The organism is Kribbella sp. NPDC043289 (genome assembly GCF_056436705.1).
Genome location: NZ_JBWKCB010000003.1, coordinates 109,752 through 125,198, shown reverse-complemented (window position 1 = coordinate 125,198; position 15,447 = coordinate 109,752). Strand labels below are relative to the sequence as shown.

General features: G+C 70.3%; 14 protein-coding genes. 11 read left to right on the top strand and 3 right to left on the bottom strand.

Annotation, left to right across the window (positions count from 1 at the left end; all coding sequences use genetic code 11):
- Window positions 1–134 precede the first annotated feature (134 nt).
- Window positions 135–752: an L-threonylcarbamoyladenylate synthase gene (locus AC0662_RS18940; protein ID WP_452197143.1), complete on the top strand. Its 618-nt coding sequence runs from the start codon at window positions 135–137 to the stop codon at window positions 750–752.
- Window positions 753–850: 98 nt separating this feature from the next.
- Entirely contained in the window at window positions 851–1,498 is a 648-nt protein-coding gene (locus tag AC0662_RS18935) for a nitroreductase family protein (protein WP_452197144.1), read from the top strand.
- A gap of 30 nt (window positions 1,499–1,528) precedes the next feature.
- Here the strand turns inward: AC0662_RS18935 and AC0662_RS18930 are convergent, their stop codons facing one another.
- Window positions 1,529–2,020: a DNA polymerase ligase N-terminal domain-containing protein gene (locus AC0662_RS18930; protein WP_478302096.1), complete on the bottom strand. Its 492-nt coding sequence runs from the start codon at window positions 2,018–2,020 to the stop codon at window positions 1,529–1,531.
- Between the two features lie 128 nt (window positions 2,021–2,148).
- Between AC0662_RS18930 and AC0662_RS18925 the strand changes: the two genes are divergently transcribed.
- Window positions 2,149–2,325 carry a hypothetical protein gene (locus AC0662_RS18925; protein WP_452197146.1) on the top strand — a complete coding sequence of 59 codons (177 nt, stop codon included), beginning with the start codon at window positions 2,149–2,151 and terminating at the stop codon, window positions 2,323–2,325.
- 22 nt (window positions 2,326–2,347) lie between these two features.
- Here AC0662_RS18925 and AC0662_RS18920 read toward each other — a convergent pair whose 3' ends face one another.
- Together AC0662_RS18920 and AC0662_RS18915 are read right to left on the bottom strand one after the other, a co-directional pair.
- Window positions 2,348–3,454, bottom strand: a complete 1,107-nt coding sequence (locus AC0662_RS18920; RefSeq protein WP_478302094.1) for a serine hydrolase domain-containing protein — start codon at window positions 3,452–3,454, stop codon at window positions 2,348–2,350.
- A 3-nt stretch (window positions 3,455–3,457) separates the two neighbouring features.
- Entirely contained in the window at window positions 3,458–4,357 is a 900-nt protein-coding gene (locus AC0662_RS18915) for a TIGR03564 family F420-dependent LLM class oxidoreductase (protein WP_452197148.1), read from the bottom strand.
- Window positions 4,358–4,445: 88 nt separating this feature from the next.
- Here AC0662_RS18915 and AC0662_RS18910 point away from each other — a divergent pair, with 88 nt between their 5' ends.
- The 8 genes from AC0662_RS18910 to AC0662_RS18875 all read left to right on the top strand — a co-directional run bounded on the left by AC0662_RS18910 (window position 4,446) and on the right by AC0662_RS18875 (window position 15,447).
- On the top strand, window positions 4,446–5,297 hold the full coding sequence (locus tag AC0662_RS18910; protein WP_478302091.1) for a LysR family transcriptional regulator: 852 nt from the start codon (window positions 4,446–4,448) through the stop codon (window positions 5,295–5,297).
- Window positions 5,298–5,584: 287 nt separating this feature from the next.
- A complete protein-coding gene (locus AC0662_RS18905) occupies window positions 5,585–6,055 on the top strand; it encodes an MFS transporter (protein ID WP_478302089.1) in 471 nt (156 codons plus the stop codon).
- Window positions 6,043–8,016: an MFS transporter gene (locus AC0662_RS18900; RefSeq protein ID WP_478302087.1), complete on the top strand. Its 1,974-nt coding sequence runs from the start codon at window positions 6,043–6,045 to the stop codon at window positions 8,014–8,016. Before AC0662_RS18905 ends, AC0662_RS18900 begins: the two co-directional genes overlap by 13 nt.
- 349 nt (window positions 8,017–8,365) lie before the next feature.
- On the top strand, window positions 8,366–9,649 hold the full coding sequence (locus AC0662_RS18895; RefSeq protein ID WP_478302085.1) for an SWIM zinc finger family protein: 1,284 nt from the start codon (window positions 8,366–8,368) through the stop codon (window positions 9,647–9,649).
- Window positions 9,646–11,049: a DUF5691 domain-containing protein gene (locus AC0662_RS18890; protein ID WP_452197152.1), complete on the top strand. Its 1,404-nt coding sequence runs from the start codon at window positions 9,646–9,648 to the stop codon at window positions 11,047–11,049. The genes AC0662_RS18895 and AC0662_RS18890 overlap by 4 nt, the downstream gene beginning before the upstream one ends.
- Window positions 11,046–12,128, top strand: coding sequence for an ATP-binding protein (locus AC0662_RS18885; RefSeq protein WP_452197153.1), 1,083 nt, complete (start codon window positions 11,046–11,048; stop codon window positions 12,126–12,128). Before AC0662_RS18890 ends, AC0662_RS18885 begins: the two co-directional genes overlap by 4 nt.
- Window positions 12,125–14,302: a DUF5682 family protein gene (locus AC0662_RS18880; protein WP_478302083.1), complete on the top strand. Its 2,178-nt coding sequence runs from the start codon at window positions 12,125–12,127 to the stop codon at window positions 14,300–14,302. Before AC0662_RS18885 ends, AC0662_RS18880 begins: the two co-directional genes overlap by 4 nt.
- Complete coding sequence (locus tag AC0662_RS18875; protein ID WP_452197155.1) at window positions 14,299–15,447, top strand: VWA domain-containing protein; 1,149 nt, start codon at window positions 14,299–14,301, stop codon at window positions 15,445–15,447. The genes AC0662_RS18880 and AC0662_RS18875 overlap by 4 nt, the downstream gene beginning before the upstream one ends.

Below are 15,447 nucleotides of genomic sequence, written 5' to 3'. Positions count from 1 at the left end.
ATCTGCGCTATTTTTTCGAGAATTCCAGGTCCGATAGTCATTGATCTCACCGGTGCCGGCGGCAACTATCGCCGGGGCGCCGGGCCCGGTGACCGCGATCGGTCCGCCCGCGGCGGGCGATAGGCTCGGCGGTCATGGCCAGGTATTTCGACATCCATCCCGAGAACCCTCAGCGGCGGTCGATCGGGCAGGTGGTGGACCTGCTCCGTGGGGACGGGCTGATCGCGTACCCGACCGACTCCTGCTACGCGCTTGGCTGCCAGCTGGGGAACCGGGACGGGATCGACCGGATTCGCACGATCCGGCACCTGGACGATCGGCACCACTTCACGCTGGTCTGCGAGAACTTCGCCCAGCTCGGGCAGTTCGTGCACATCAGCAACGCCGTCTTCCGGTCGATCAAGGCGGCCACGCCGGGCAGTTATACGTTCATCCTGCCGGCCACCAAGGAAGTCCCGCGCCGGTTGCTGCACGCGAAGAAGAAGACCGTCGGCGTGCGGATCCCGGACCACGTGGTCACCCAGGCGCTGGTCGCGGAGCTCGGCGAGCCCCTGGTCTCCAGCACTTTGCTGCTGCCCGGTCAGGAGGAGCCGATGACGCAGGGCTGGGAGATCAAGGAAGAACTCGACAACCAGATCGACGCCGTCATCGAGGGCGAGGCCGGCATCGAGCCGACCACAGTCATCGACTTCTCCGACGACGTCCCAGAGGTCGTCCGCGTCGGCTCGGGAGATCCCACCCCGTTCGAGTGACGGTCCTGAAATATCCTTCCACTAACGGATGATCTGCTTCAGAACTGTTTCCTTGGCTGCATCCATGTACCAGCTGTGTCTGCTGAGACACTGTCCGCGTGACCTACACACTCGACCTGAATCCTGACGAGTTGCTCACCACCACCCGGACGGTTCGCAAGCGGCTCGATCTGGAGCGGCCGGTGCCGATGGAGCTGATCCGCGAGTGCATCGAGATCGCGTTGCAGGGGCCGTCGGGGAGCAATCGGCAGACGTGGCACTGGCTGGTGATCACGGACGCCGAGAAGCGCGCGGCGGTCGGTGAGTACTACCGGCGTGCGGTCGAGCAGTACCTCGCCGGTCCGGGCGCGGCCGGGAAGCTGCACGCTGACGACCCCGATCGCTCAGCCGTCCAGCGCCGGGTCGGCGACAGTGTCGCGTACTTGGGCGAGCGGATGGGTCAGGTCCCGGTGCTGGTCATCCCGTGCCTCAAGGCCAAGTCGTTGCCCGCCGGCAATCAGTCCGGCCTGTGGGGCTCGATCCTCCCGTCGGCGTGGAGCTACATGCTCGCCGCGCGCGCCCGCGGCCTCGGTACGGCGTGGACGACGCTGCACCTGACCTACGAGCAGGAGGTGTCGGAGCTGCTCGGGCTGCCGGAGGACATCCGTCAGACGGTGCTGATCCCGACGGCGTACTCGATCGGGACCGACTTCAAGCCCGCGAAGCGGCAGCCGCTGGACGACGTCCTGCACATCGACGGCTGGTGATCCAGCACCGCCGGGATCAGGCCGCACGGTTCAGGAAGCGGCCATCTCCTCGATGGTGAGCCCGCTGAGCACCGAGCGGGGCTCGGCGACGGTCAGGTCGAGACCTGGGTCGGCGTCGTCGTCCTTCACCTTGACCAGCAGCCAGTCGCCGCCGGTGCGGGTGAAGGCCCAGGCGCCGTTGAGTTTCACGCCGTGCAATTGCACCTTCAGGTGCCCGCGCTCGATCGCCTCGGCCGGGTCGACCGGCTGCTGCCGGTCGTCGCGGGTGAGATTCGTGTAGACGCCGGCGTCCCAGACGATCACCGCACCGCTGCCGTACTGCGCGTCGCGGTGCACGCCCTCGTACGACGCGTACTCCAGATCGTGGTCGGAGGTGAACACCGCCAGCCGCTTCACGATCGGGTCCAGCGACGGGCCGCGCGGCACTGCCCAGGACTTCAAGACCCCGTCCACCTCGAGCCGTACGTCGTAATGCCGCCGCCGAGCGTCATGCAGCTGCACCACGAAGATCGGCTTGCTCACGGGGCTCCCTGAGGAATTCGAGTTACCGTTAACGATCTGTCATCTTGCGGTTGTAGGCTTTCCCCTGGTTGAGAAATCAGCCCCCACTACTTTCCCATCACATCCGCCCCTGTCCAGAAGCAGGTGCCATGCCCGTAGCCACTTCTCCGGCGCGGCCGATCGCGGTTCAGATCCTGATCGGCGGCCGCTGGATCGCCGGCCAGGAGCTGGGTCGCCGGACCGGGACGGCCGGGACCGACGAGGTTCTCGTCAGTCACCACGGCCATCTCGTCTGGGTCGACCAGAGTGCCGTCCGTGAAAGCTGAAATCCCTTACAGGTAAGGGATTTCAGCAAAGAGCTTTCGCAACCAGGTTGCCGATCTCGATCGCCGACTCTGAGCCGGACGGATCGAACAACGTCCTGGTCAGCGCGAACGTGACGCCTGCGCGGGTGTCCGCCCAGGCGACGCTGCCGCCCATGCCCGGCCATCCGAACGACGCCGGGCTCTCCTCCGCCGTCGATCCGAGCCGACCGATCGCGTAGCCGAGCGCCAACGTTGCCTCGTTGCCGAGCAGTTCGTCCGGCGCGACCAGTGCCGGACCGGTGATTACCGGAACCGACTCCGGCCGGACCAGTCGAACCCCGTCCACCTCGCCGATCAGACCGGCGTACAGCTTGGCGATGCCGCGGGCGGTCAGGATGCCGCTGGACGGGTCCTCGATCGCCAGCCGTTCCGGGTGGTTCAGCGCGGCGGCCCGGGGCTGCATCGCCGGCGGGACGACCTTCGCGAACATGTCGGCCAGCATCGCGAACGTCTCCTCGGAGCCCTCCGGCTCCACCAGTTTCGCAAGCCGGTGACGCTGGTTCTCGGGCAGCGCGAAAAACACGTCGTCTGTGATCCCGAGCGGTTCCACAATCTCCCGCAGTACGGCGGAAATCGTCCGGCCGGTGGCCCGCTGGACGATCTCACCGAGCAGCAGGCCGACCGTCTCCGCGTGGTACGTCATCTTGGTCCCGGGCTCCCACCACGGCTCGGCCGCCGCGAGGTACGTCGTGATGCGCGGCTTGTCGGCGAGCAGCTCCGGCGTGGTGTCGGCCGGGAGCGCGGGCAGGCCGACCGAATGGGTCAGCACGTGCCGCAGGGTCGCCTTACTCTTCCCCTGAGCGCCGAACTCCGGCCAGAGCTCCACGATCGGCTGGTCGTAGTCGAGCACGCCGCGATCCACCAGGACGTTCGCGACCGTTGCGGACGCACCCTTTCCGGTGGACGCGGCCCAGTACAACGTCTCCGATGTCCCCCCGTCGCCCGCGACCGCGTCCACGACCAGCTCACCGTGGCGGTACACGGCCACCTGCAGACCGAGCTCGGTCTCCGCCAGTTCGTCGATCTGCCGCTGCACTACGTCCTGAAGCTCCATACCGGTACGTCGGAGCGACTCCGGGCCCTTTGACATGCCCTATGCATAGTCGAGCGCGAACCGGATCGTCCGCTCCCGCTCCGCCTCCGGCCCGACCGGGCAGAACAGGAACTCTGTCGTACCGGCGTCCGCGAATCGCTGGATCTCCTTCGCCACCGTCGCCTCGTCACCCAGGACCGCGGTCTCCTCAGGACCGGCTTTGCCGCCACGGTCCAGCACGGCCCGGTACGCCGGCATGCTCCCGGCGGCTCCGAAGTTGGACCGGATCCACTCGCGCGTGCCGTCCGGGTCGTCGGTGACCGCGACGCAGACGCCGGCCACGACCTGCGGCTCCGGCCGTCCCGCGGCTGTCGCTGCCCGGTCCATCGTGGGACGGATGAAGCTCTCGATGACCTCGGGCCCGGCCCAGCTGGTCGTCGTACCGGCGGTCAGTTCGCCGGCCGTCGTGAGCATCCGCGGGCCGAGCGCGGCCAGGATGAGTTCGGGTGCCTCGGCGCCGGTGATCTCCAGCTGGCCGCGGGCGGTGAGGCGTTCGCCCTGGTAGTCGGTGGGCTCACCGGCGAGCAGCGGGCCGAGCGCCTCGACGTACTCGCGGATGTACGCCGCGGGGCGGTCCATCGACAGGCCGAGCATGCCTTCGACCATGTGCGGGTGACTCGCGCCGACGCCGAGCGTCAGGCGGTTGCCGGTCAGGGCCTGCACGCTCAGCGCCTGCGCTGCGAGGGCCATCGGGTGCCGCCCGTACGCCGGCACGACGCCGACGCCGTACTCGATGGTCGAGGTGTACGGCGCCACTCCGGCGATCAGCGTCAGCGCGTCCCAGCCGAGGCGCTGGCTGAACCAGACCCGGTTGACGCCGTTGTCCTCGGCGGCCTTCGCCAGCGCGCCGACCTCGTCGACGGCCAGGCCCTCTTCGTTGATCCACAGTCCGATCCTCATGTCCACCAGTCAACGGGGACGGCGGCCGCTGACCCAGACGCAGTTACGCTGTGCAGCGATAAGGAATCGTGATCGCCGGAGGTGGCCAATGGAGCTGCGGCAACTGCGGTACTTCGTCACCGTCGCCGAGGAACTGCATTTCGGCCGGGCCGCCGAGCGACTGAACATCGTCCAGCCGGCCGTCTCCCAGCAGGTCGCCCGCCTCGAACGGGAACTCGGTCTGAAACTGCTCGACCGCTCGTCCCGCCACGTGCGGTTGACCGGGGACGGCGAACGCATGCTGCGGGAGGCGCGCAGCGTGCTCGCCGCCGCGGACCGGGCCGCCGAGGTCGCCGCGGAGCTCGCGTCCGGGCGCTCCGGCGTACTGCGGATCGGGACCGCGCCCGGGTTGCGGGACCGGCTGGAGCGCGGGCTGGCGCGGCTGGTGGAGGAGACGCCGGATCTCGACATCCAGCTGACGTCCGGACCTGCCGGCGGTTACCTCGCGGCGCTGCGGGCCGGTGAGTTGGACGTGGCCTTCGTCCGGGGCGAGGTGGCGGCCGCCGACCTGCGGGTGATCGAACTCTGGCGGGACCCGCTGTCGGTCCTCGTCCCGTCGTCGTACCGGGCCGACGACGGCGTCAAGCTGATCGACCTGGCGGCTTTGCCGTTGCGGCTGCCGCCCGATCCGTGGCTGCGGGACCACCTGACGGCCGCGTGCCGGGCCGCCGGGTTCGAGCCGGTGATCGGCCGGCCGGTGGACGATCTGGAGGCCGCGGTCGTCGAGATGTCGACCGGGTCGCCGGCCTGGACTGTGGTCTACGGGACATCCTGCGAGCCCGCGGAGGGTGCGCTCTGGATGGGCCCGTTCGCGCCGCCGCTGAGCGCCCCGGGGCAGTTGGTGGTCGGTACGGCGCCGACAGTCGAGTGTGTCGACGTCCTGACCGCCGCGTTCGCCTGAGAGACCCCCGGCGGGCCCTGACAGCTCCGCCGGGGGCGATGTGTTGAGTACTCAACAAGCACCGGATCGTAGTGCGGAAATCGCGTTCCGAGGAGGGCTCGTCTCATAATTCGCAGTACGAACGTTTGACGCCGCCCGGTGAGCGGTCGCTGACGCTGCGGCATTATTGTTGGTAGTTGCAACCAAATATCGGGCTGAGTGAGGCACCAGTCGGCCGTTTCCGTCCCCAGACGCAGTGCACCCACCGCGTCTGGTTGGAGCGATCCCGCCGTACGAAACGGAAGCTGATGTCTGCCACCCAGACCTCGCCGGCCATGCCCCCTGCCGGCAATGCCACGCCGCACCGCTACCGCTCGCGGTACGCCGACGGCGAACCGGAAACCGCACCGGCCGGACCGCCGCCGTCCGGACCACCGCAGTCCACGCCGTCGCAGTCCGGGCCGACGGCCGGCGGACCGGAGCTCTCGCACCGGGAGATCCTGGAGATCCTCGCCGGCCTGCTCGCCGCGCTGTTCACCGCAGTGCTGAGCTCGACGATCGTCAGCAACGCGCTCCCGACGATCATCGCCGACCTCGAGGGCTCGCAGACGCAGTACACCTGGGTGGTCACCGCCAGCCTGCTCGCGATGACCGTGGCCACCCCGGTCTGGGGCAAGCTGTCCGACCTGCTCAGCAAGAAGCTGCTCGTGCAGCTCGCGATCATCATGTTCGTGGTCGGCTCGATGCTCGCCGGCGCCTCCAGAACGTGCCGTTCCTGATCGGCGCCCGGGTCCTGCAGGGGCTCGGGATGGGCGGGTTGATGGCGCTCGCCCAGGCGATCATCGGCGCGGCGATCCCGCCCCGCAGTCGCGGCCGGTACTCCGGCTACATGGGTGCCGTGATGGCGCTCGCGACCGTGTCCGGTCCGCTCGTCGGTGGCGTGATCGTCGACACCGACTGGCTCGGCTGGCGCTGGTGCTTCTACGTGTGCGTGCCGCTCGCCGTACTGTCGCTGATCGTCCTGCAGAAGTTCCTGCACCTGCCGGTGGTCAAGCGCAAGGTCAAGATGGACTACCTCGGCGCGGTGCTGATCGCCGGCGCCGCGAGCCTGCCGCTGATCTGGGTGTCGTTCGCCGGCGATCACTTCGCGTGGTGGTCGTGGCAGACCGGCGCCTACCTCGGCGGTACGGCGCTGCTCGCGATCCTGGCCGTGGTGGTCGAGGTACACGCCACCGAGCCGCTCGTACCGGTGCGCGTCGTACGCGAGCGGACGACCGCGCTGGCGATCCTCGCGAGCCTCTCGGTGGGGATCGCGATGTTCGGCAGCGCGGTGTTCCTCGGGCAGTACTTCCAGGTCGCCCGCGGGTACAGCGCGACCGAGGCCGGGTTGCTGACCATCCCGATGATGTTCGGCTCGTTCCTCGGGTCGGTGGGGTCGGGTCAGCTGATCACGCGGTTCGGGAAGTGGAAGCGGTACCTGGTGATCGGTGGGCTGTTCCTCACCGCGGGGCTCGGCGTCCTCGGGACGATCGACCACGAGTCGCCGTACTGGTACGTCGGCCTCGGGATGCTCGGGATGGGCATCGGGATGGGCATGACGATGCAGAACCTGGTGCTCGCGGTACAGAACACCGTCGACGTCAGCGAGGTCGGGGCGGCGAGCGCGACCGTCACGTTCTTCCGCAGCCTCGGTGGCGCGGTTGGTGTGTCGGTTCTCGGTGCGGTGCTGGCGACGCGGGTGAAGGACCTGATCACCGAGCATCTGCGCGACCTTGGCCCAAGCGCGGCTGCCGCTGCGCAGGGTGGGTCGGGGAGCGTCCTGGACGTGAACTCGCTGCCGGCGCCGGTCGCGGAGATCGTGCGGCACGCGTACGGCGACGCCACCGGACGGATCTTCGTGATCGCGGCCGGGGCGGCCGTGGTCAGTCTGCTGGCGGTGCTGTTGATTCGTGAGGTGCCGCTGCGCCAGACCGTCGCGATGGGCGCGGGGGGCGCTGCCGACGGTTCAGCTGGCGGTGTTGATGGTGCTGTGGCGGGGGCGCGGGAGACGGTGTCCGATGATCCGGCTGAGCGTGCGGCTGTGGTGGCGCTGGATGTGATCACGTCGGCCGAGCGGACCGCGCGCGAGCGGGAACGTGAGGCGAGCGAGCGGGTCCAGGCGGCGGCGACCACGATCCGCCAGATGCGTACCGATGTCGCGGACCTGTTCACCCGCGTGGACCAGCAGATCGCGGAGCTGGAGAACACGCTCCCGGACAGCGAGATCCCGCAGCCCGCCGCGGCGATCCTCGACGCTCAGCGCCCCGCGGGTGAACTGGTCGACGAACTACGCAGGTACGAACTGAGCGTCCTCAGCGCGAGCCAGCGAACAGCCGACCACCTCCGCGAGACCGCGCGGTCCGACGCCGAGGAACTGCGAGGTACTGCCCGCACCGAGGCCGAGCAACTTCGCGACAGTGCTCGTGGTGAGGCCGACCGTCTGCGCAGCGCCGCGCAGACCGAGGCGGACAAGCTCCTCGCCGAGGCCCGCGCCGAGGAGGAGGAACTCCGCGCCCGCATCACCGAACTCCAGGCGGTGGAACGCCGCCTCCTCGGCACCGTCCGCGACGGCCTCTCCGAAACCCCACGCCCTCCAGCCGCCCCGACGACCGCACCGACGACCGCGCCGAGTCCCGCGCAGACGCCCACCGCGGGCAACGGCTACCCCGAGGACGCCACCACCCGCCAACCCTTCGGCTGACCCACCACCCGCCGAGTCGTGCCGAAAGGTCCGCGACACGATCGCCGAGTCGTGACGGACGGTTCGGTTCTCGCAGCCGTTTCCCACGACTCGGCGGGTGAGGCGCCCGCGGACCCGTCATTTGTCGGCCTGCGGCTGGCCTCAGGACGCGCCGGCTCCGGCTGACGCGACCACCCGCCGAGTCGTGCGGAAAGGTTCCCGGCATGATCGCCGAGTCGTGACGGGCGGTTCGGTTCTTCCGACCGCGTCCCACGACTCGGCGGGGGCGGGTTAGCGGGGGATGTGTCGGGGGTGGGTGGCATGCTTCGGGGTAGGGCGTGTGGTGAGGAGTGGTGTGGGGTTGTGGGACGTGGAGCAGGTGGTGGGGCTCGCGCCTGATCCTGCGTCCGCGAAGGCTGGGCAGGGGTTGGCGCGGCGTGAGAAGTGGAGCGGGACCGGCGCGACGGAGCGGGCGGTCTGGGGGCTGTGTCAGGGGAGCGGGAAGCAGCCGTACCAGACTGCGGTGGATCTGAGCGGTCCGGCGTACGAGTGTTCCTGTCCGTCGCGGAAGTTTCCGTGCAAGCACGTGCTCGGGTTGATGCTGCTGTCGGCCAAGGGTGAGGTGCTGCCGGGCGAGGAGCCCGATTGGGTGAAGACGTGGGCCGATCAGCGCGCCGAGCGGGCTGAGCGTCCCGAGCGGAAGCCGGGCGAGGTGGCCGATCCGATCGCGGCGCAGGAGCGGGCCGCGCGGAGGGCCGATCGGGTTTCGTCCGGGCTCGCGGAGCTGGCCGGCTGGCTGGACGATCAGGTCCGGCAGGGGTTCGGTGGGTTCGACCAGCGGGCGTACTCCGAGTTGAGCCGGCTCGCCGCGCGCATGGTCGACGCGCAGGCGCCCGGCGTGGCAGGAGCGGTACGACGAGCTGCAGGCGTCGTCGGCCGCGGGCACGACTGGCCCGGAGAACTGCTCGAGGAGCTCTCGCTCATTCATCTGATCGTCGCGGCGCACGCCCGGCTCGCCGACCTGCCGCCGTCCCTCGCCGACACCGTGCAGGCCCGGATCGGCTGGACCACCGACACGGCCCGCGTTCTCGCGGACGGTGAGAAGGTCGAGGACGACTGGCTGATGCTCGGCCGTGTCGTCGAGCCGGACGAGCGGCTCACGGTCCGCCGCGTGTGGTTGCGCGGGGCAACCACCGGCCGGCTCGGGCTGATCCTCACCTTCGCCGCCGCCGGCCGTCCGCTGGACCCACTCCCGGCCCGCCCGGGCGAGTACGTCCCCGGCGCGCTTTCGTTCTATCCCGGCGCCCTCCCGATGCGCGCCCTCCTCACCCAGTCCGCCCCGCGCCTGCCCGCCCCGCGCCCGTCCGGCCTCACAGTCCGCCAAGCGCTCGCGTCGTACGTCGAATCCCTCGCGGCCGACCCGTGGAACGAGCGCTGGCCGCTGGTACTGCGGGACGTCCGCCCGGCCCGTCGCGGCGAAGGGTGGGCGCTGGCGGACGCCGACGGCGACGGGCTCGAACTCCTGCCCGGATGGGATCCGATGAAGCTTCTGGCGGTGTCAGCAGGCGACCCAATCACGGTCGCCGGCGAGTGGAACCGTGCCGGCTTCCGCCCGATGACCTGCTGGCACGACGATCGTCCGGTGATCCTGTGAAGGGCTGGGACGGTCTGGTCAGCTCGGCCCTGCTCGGGACCGATCGACGACCGCCGCACTTCGACGAGCTCCCGGAGTCTGTTCAGGAGCGGCTCGGCGAAGGCGGGCTGCTCGATGCGGCCGCGCTGGCGACCGTCTTCAAACGGGCCGGCCGCAAACCGCTCCGCGAGCTCGAGCCACTGCCCGCCGCTCCAGGTGAGGATCGCCCCCTGCCGCGCCCGGTGGCGATCCGCCGGTTGGCCGCGATGCTCGGCGGGTTCCAGACGTCCGCGCTCGGCGAGTGGCTGCGCGCCGCCGATGCGCGCGGTTGGGGCGTGCCGCCCGAACACCTGCCCGCGCTCGCCGACTACGCGCGCAACCGCGCGGAGTACCGTCCGCTCGTGATCGCCGCCGCCGGTCGCCGCGCGCGCTGGCTCGCCGATCTGAATCCCGAGTGGCGGTTCCTGCACGCTGCGGTTGCCGAGAGCAACGACCCGGAACTGTGGACGCACGGCAACGCGATCCAGCGCCGTACCTGGTTGCGGGCCTGCCGTGGTCAGGATCCGGCCGCCGCTCGGGAGGCGCTCGCCGAGGTCTGGCCGGCGGAGGCCGCCGCGACCCGCGCCGACTTCCTCGGCCTGCTCGCCGACGGACTCTCCCTGGCCGACGAGGAGTTCCTCGAGGCGGCCCTCGACGACCGTTCCCGCGAGGTACGCCGGGGCGCCGCGCGGCTGCTCGCCCGGCTCCCAGGATCCCGGTACGGCGACCGCATGACCGAGCGCCTGCACGCACATCTCACGCCCACCCAAGGCGTGCTCGCGGTCGACCTGCCGCGCAGCCTCACGCAAGCGATGGAACGCGACGGCCTCGACTCACAGAACCCCGAAGGCCTCGGCAAACGGGCCTGGTGGTTCGTGCAGATCGTCGCCAACACACCCTTGCAGGCGATGGATATCGAGTGGTTGCAGACGCCCGTCGAGGGCTGCGCACCCGATATCCTCCAGGCGGCCTGGGCCGAAGCCGCCATCCGCGAGGGCTCCTCGGAGTGGGCCCGCGCGCTTCTCGACAGCGAGTCCTCGACCGGCAGCCGGAGTCCCGCGGAGTTGTTGCGGCTCTTGCCACCTGAGGAATGGGCCCGCGCGGTCGACGGGCTGCGCGCGACTGTGGACGTCGCCGAGCTGGTCGGTGGGCTCCCGGTCCCGTGGCCGGCGGAGCTGGGCGGCATGATCCTCGACCAGCTCGGCAAGGTCGGTACCAACCGCGCCTGGGCCCGGCTCGCCAGTATCGCGGCCCGCGCGGTGCCGTCCGACGTACTCGACCATCCGATCACCCGTGAACCCACCGGCGAGGAAGACACCTGGCGTCGGCGCCTGGTGGAGACCCTGACCTTCCGCCGCGAAATGTACGAGGAGCTGTCATGACGACCGAGGTACTGCGCCCGCACGCGGAAGTCGAGTACGCCGACGAACTGCGAGCCCTCGCGGCCGCCGACGACAAACCACGCCCGCCCGCGTGGCAGCTGTCACCGAGCGCCGTGGTCACGTACCTGCTCGGCGGGCAGGCCAACGGCACCGAGATCTCACCCAAGTACGTCGGTCCGCGGCGGCTGATCGAGGTCGCGGTCGCCACCCTCGCGACGGACCGGGCGCTGCTGCTGCTCGGCGTACCGGGGACGGCGAAGACCTGGGTCAGCGAGCACCTCGCGGCCGCGATCAGCGGTGACTCGACCCTGCTGGTGCAGGGGACGGCGGGCACCGCGGAGGAAGCGATCCGGTACGGGTGGAACTACGCCCAACTGATTGCCCAGGGCCCCAGTGAGGCGGCGCTGGTGCCGAGTCCGGTACAGCGCGCGATGACCGACGCGAAGATCGCCCGGATCGAGGAGCTGACCCGGATGCCGTCCGACGTCCAGGACGCGCTGATCACGATCCTGTCCGAGAAGACGCTGCCGATCGCCGAACTGGCCACGGAAGTCCAGGCCCGTAAGGGATTCAACGTCATTGCCACCGCCAACGATCGGGACAAGGGCATCAACGAGCTGTCGAGCGCGCTGCGCCGGCGGTTCAACACCGTCGTCCTGCCGTTGCCGGACTCGGCCGAGGACGAGGTGGAGATCGTGTCCCGCCGGGTCGCGCAGCTCGGTTCGGCGCTCGAGCTGCCGCAGCCGGACGACGCGCTCGACGAGATCCGCCGGGTGGTGACGATCTTCCGCGAGCTCCGGTCCGGCCGGACCGAGGACGGCCGGACGGCGGTCAAGTCCCCGTCCGGAACGCTGTCCACCGCCGAGGCGATCAGCGTCGTCACCGGTGGTCTCGCGCTCGCGGCCCACTTCGGCGACGGGGTGTTGCGGCCGACCGACGTGGCGGGTGGCATCCTCGGCGCCGTCGTCAAGGACCCGTCGGCGGATCGGGTGGTGTGGTCGGAGTACCTCGAGACCGTCGTCCGTGAGCGCGACGACTGGGCGCCGTTCTACCGGGCCTGCCGAGAGATCTCCGGATGACCGTTCACCTGTTCGGGATCCGGCACCACGGGCCGGGGTCGGCGCGCGCGGTGGCGACCGCGCTGGCCGAACTCGAGCCCGACATCGTCCTGATCGAGGGACCGCCGGAGGCCGACAAGATCGTCGAGCTGGCCGGGTCCGACGAGATGGAGCCGCCGGTCGCGCTGCTCGCTTATGCCGTGGACGATTCGACGCGCGCGGCGTTCTGGCCGTTCGCGGTCTTCAGCCCGGAGTGGCAGGCGATCAGGTACGGGCTGTCCGCCGGGGTGCCGGTGCGGTTCTGCGATCTGCCCGCGGCGCAGCAGTTCGCGTCTTCGGGTGGTGCGGGCCGGCGGGCGGCGTCGATCGACCCGCTGGCGACGCTCGCCGAGGCGGGCGGGTACGACGATCCCGAGCGCTGGTGGGACGACGTGATCGAGTCGCGGCGTGGTGGCGCCGAGCCGTTCACGGTGATCGCCGACGCGATGCGCGAGCTACGGCACGGCGAGGACGCGACGGGTCGCGAGGCGCAGCGCGAGGCCTACATGCGGACGGTGCTGCGGAAGGCGCAGCGCGAGGGTTTCGATCGTATCGCGGTGATCTGCGGCGCCTGGCACGTCCCGGCACTCGAGCTTCCGTTGCCTACGGCAACGCACGACCAACGGATCCTGAAAGGCCTGCCGAAGCGGAAGGTCGCATGCACCTGGGTGCCGTGGACCCACGGCCGGCTGGCCGCGACCAGCGGGTACGGCGCCGGCATCACCTCCCCGGGCTGGTACCACCACCTGTTCACCGCGCCGGACCAGATCACCACCCGCTGGCTCTCCAAGGTCGCCCAGGTGCTGCGGGACGAGGATCTCCCGGTCTCCAGCGCGCACGTCATCGAGGCGGTCCGGCTCGCGGACACCCTCGCCGCGCTGCGTGAACGACCGCTCGCCGGGTTGAGCGAGGTGACCGAGGCGACGCGGGCGGTCCTCTGCGGCGGGAACGACGTACTGCTGGATCTGGTGACGCGGGAGGCGGTGGTCGGGGAGCTGCTCGGGTCGGTCCCCGGCGAGACGCCGCAGGCGCCGGTCGCGGCGGACCTGGCGGCGCAGGCGCGGCGGTTGCGGATGCGGCGGGACGTGACCGAGCGGGTGGTCGAGCTCGACCTGCGGAAGCCGAACGACCTGGAGAAGTCCAGACTCCTGCACCGGCTGCGGATCCTCGGCGTGCATTGGGGGATTCCGGCTACCGACGAGCGGCGCGCGCAAGGAACGTTCCGGGAGATGTGGCAGCTCGCGTGGGACCCGGGCCTCGAGGTCGAGCTGGTCGCCGCCGGCGCGCACGGTACGACGGTGCTCGGGGCCGCGACGACCGTGATGCTGAAGGCGGCCGACTCGACGACGCTGGCCGATGTCACGGCCGCGCTGGAGAAGTCGCTGCTCGCCGATCTCGCGGACGCGCTGCCGCCGTTGCTGCAGGGCATCGACACTCGGGCGGCTGCCGATGCCGACGTCGGGCACCTGATGGCGGCCCTCCCGGCCCTCGCCCGAGCCTCGCGGTACGGCGATGTGCGCGGCACCGACACCGCGGGCCTCGCGGCCGTGGCGGGGCGGATGGTTTCGCGAGTGTGTGCCGGTCTCGGTCGGACCGTGCACGGGTTGGATCCGGACGCGGCGGCCGCCGTACAGGAGTTGATCGACGGGGTGCAGGACGCGACTGTGCTGTTGGCGGAGGACGTTCGATCGCAGTGGTTGGACACGCTGGAAGGGCTGAGCGATCGGTCCTCGGTGCCGCCGTTGATCCGCGGGCGGCTGACGCGGCTGATGCTCGACACGTCGCGGTTGCCGGACCACGAGGTCACGCTGCGATTGGGGCGCTCGCTGTCGCCCGGTACGCCGACCGCGGACGCGGCCGGGTACGTCGAGGGGTTCCTCGCCGGCGGCGGACTGTTGCTGGTGCACGACGAGCGGCTGCTGGCGATGGTCGACGGGTGGCTGGCAGCGATCCCGGACGACGCGTTCACCGAGGTGCTGCCGTTGTTGCGCCGGACCTTCGGGACCTTCGCGGCGCCGGAGCGGCGGTCGATCGGAGCACGGGCGCGGGTCCTCGCGGATCCCAGTTCGATGGTTGTTGCTGAAGACAACGACCTCGACGCAGAGTTGGCCGCCACCGCACTTCCCGTGGTTGCTCAGTTGTTGGGGGTCTCATGAGTGACGAACGCATGCGCCGCTGGCGGCTGGTGCTGGGTGGCGAGGCGGAGGAGGAGACGGGGACGACGTTGTCGGCCGAGGACCGGTCCGTCGACGCGGCGCTGGCCGCGTTGTACGACGCCGCCGAGGGTGAGTCGGGTACGCAGCGGTCGGCCGGGCTGGGGTCGTCGGCGCCGCGGGTGGCGCGCTGGCTGGGGGACATCCGGCAGTACTTCCCGAGCACCGTCGTACAGGTGATGCAGCGGGACGCGGTCGAGCGGCTCGGGATCACCCGGATGCTGATGGAGCCGGAGCTGCTCGGGGCGGTCGAGCCGGACGTGCACCTGGTGTCGACGTTGCTCGCGCTCAACGAGGTGATGCCGGAAGAGACCAAGCAGACCGCGCGCGACGTGGTCGGGCGGGTCGTGGCCGAGCTCGAGGCGCGGCTGGCGGAGCGGACCCGGGCCGCCGTCACGGGCGCGCTCGACCGGGCCGGGCGGACGTCGCGGCCGCGGCACTCGGACATTGACTGGGACCGGACGATCCGGGCGAACCTGAAGCACTTCTCGCCGACGCTGGGGACGATCGTTCCGGACCGGCTGGTCGGGTACGCGCGGCGGAACCACAGCGTGCAAAGGGATATCGTGCTGGCGATCGATCAATCCGGATCGATGGCGGAGTCGGTCGTATACGCGTCGCTGTTCGGCGCGGTGCTCGGATCGATCCGGACGTTGCGGACCTCGCTCGTGGTCTTCGACACCGCGGTGGTCGACCTCACCGATCAGTTGGAGGACCCGGTCGACGTCCTCTTCGGCACGCAGCTTGGTGGCGGGACAGACATTAACCGAGCGCTCGCGTACTGCGAGGAGCTGGTGACCAAACCCGCCGAAACCGTGCTGGTGCTGATCTCGGATCTCTACGAGGGCGGCGTCCGGGAGGAGATGCTGCGCCGAGCGCGTTCCTTGGTGGAGTCCGGCGTCCAGGTGATCGCGCTGCTCGCCCTGGCGGACTCGGGGTCCCCGTCGTACGACGCCGAGAACGCGGCCGCGTTGGCAGAGCTCGGCGTACCGACGTTCGCGTGTACTCCTGATCTGTTCCCTGACCTGATGGCCGCAGCCATCCGCCGCGAGGACATCGCCGGCTGGGCCGCAACCAACATCACCTGA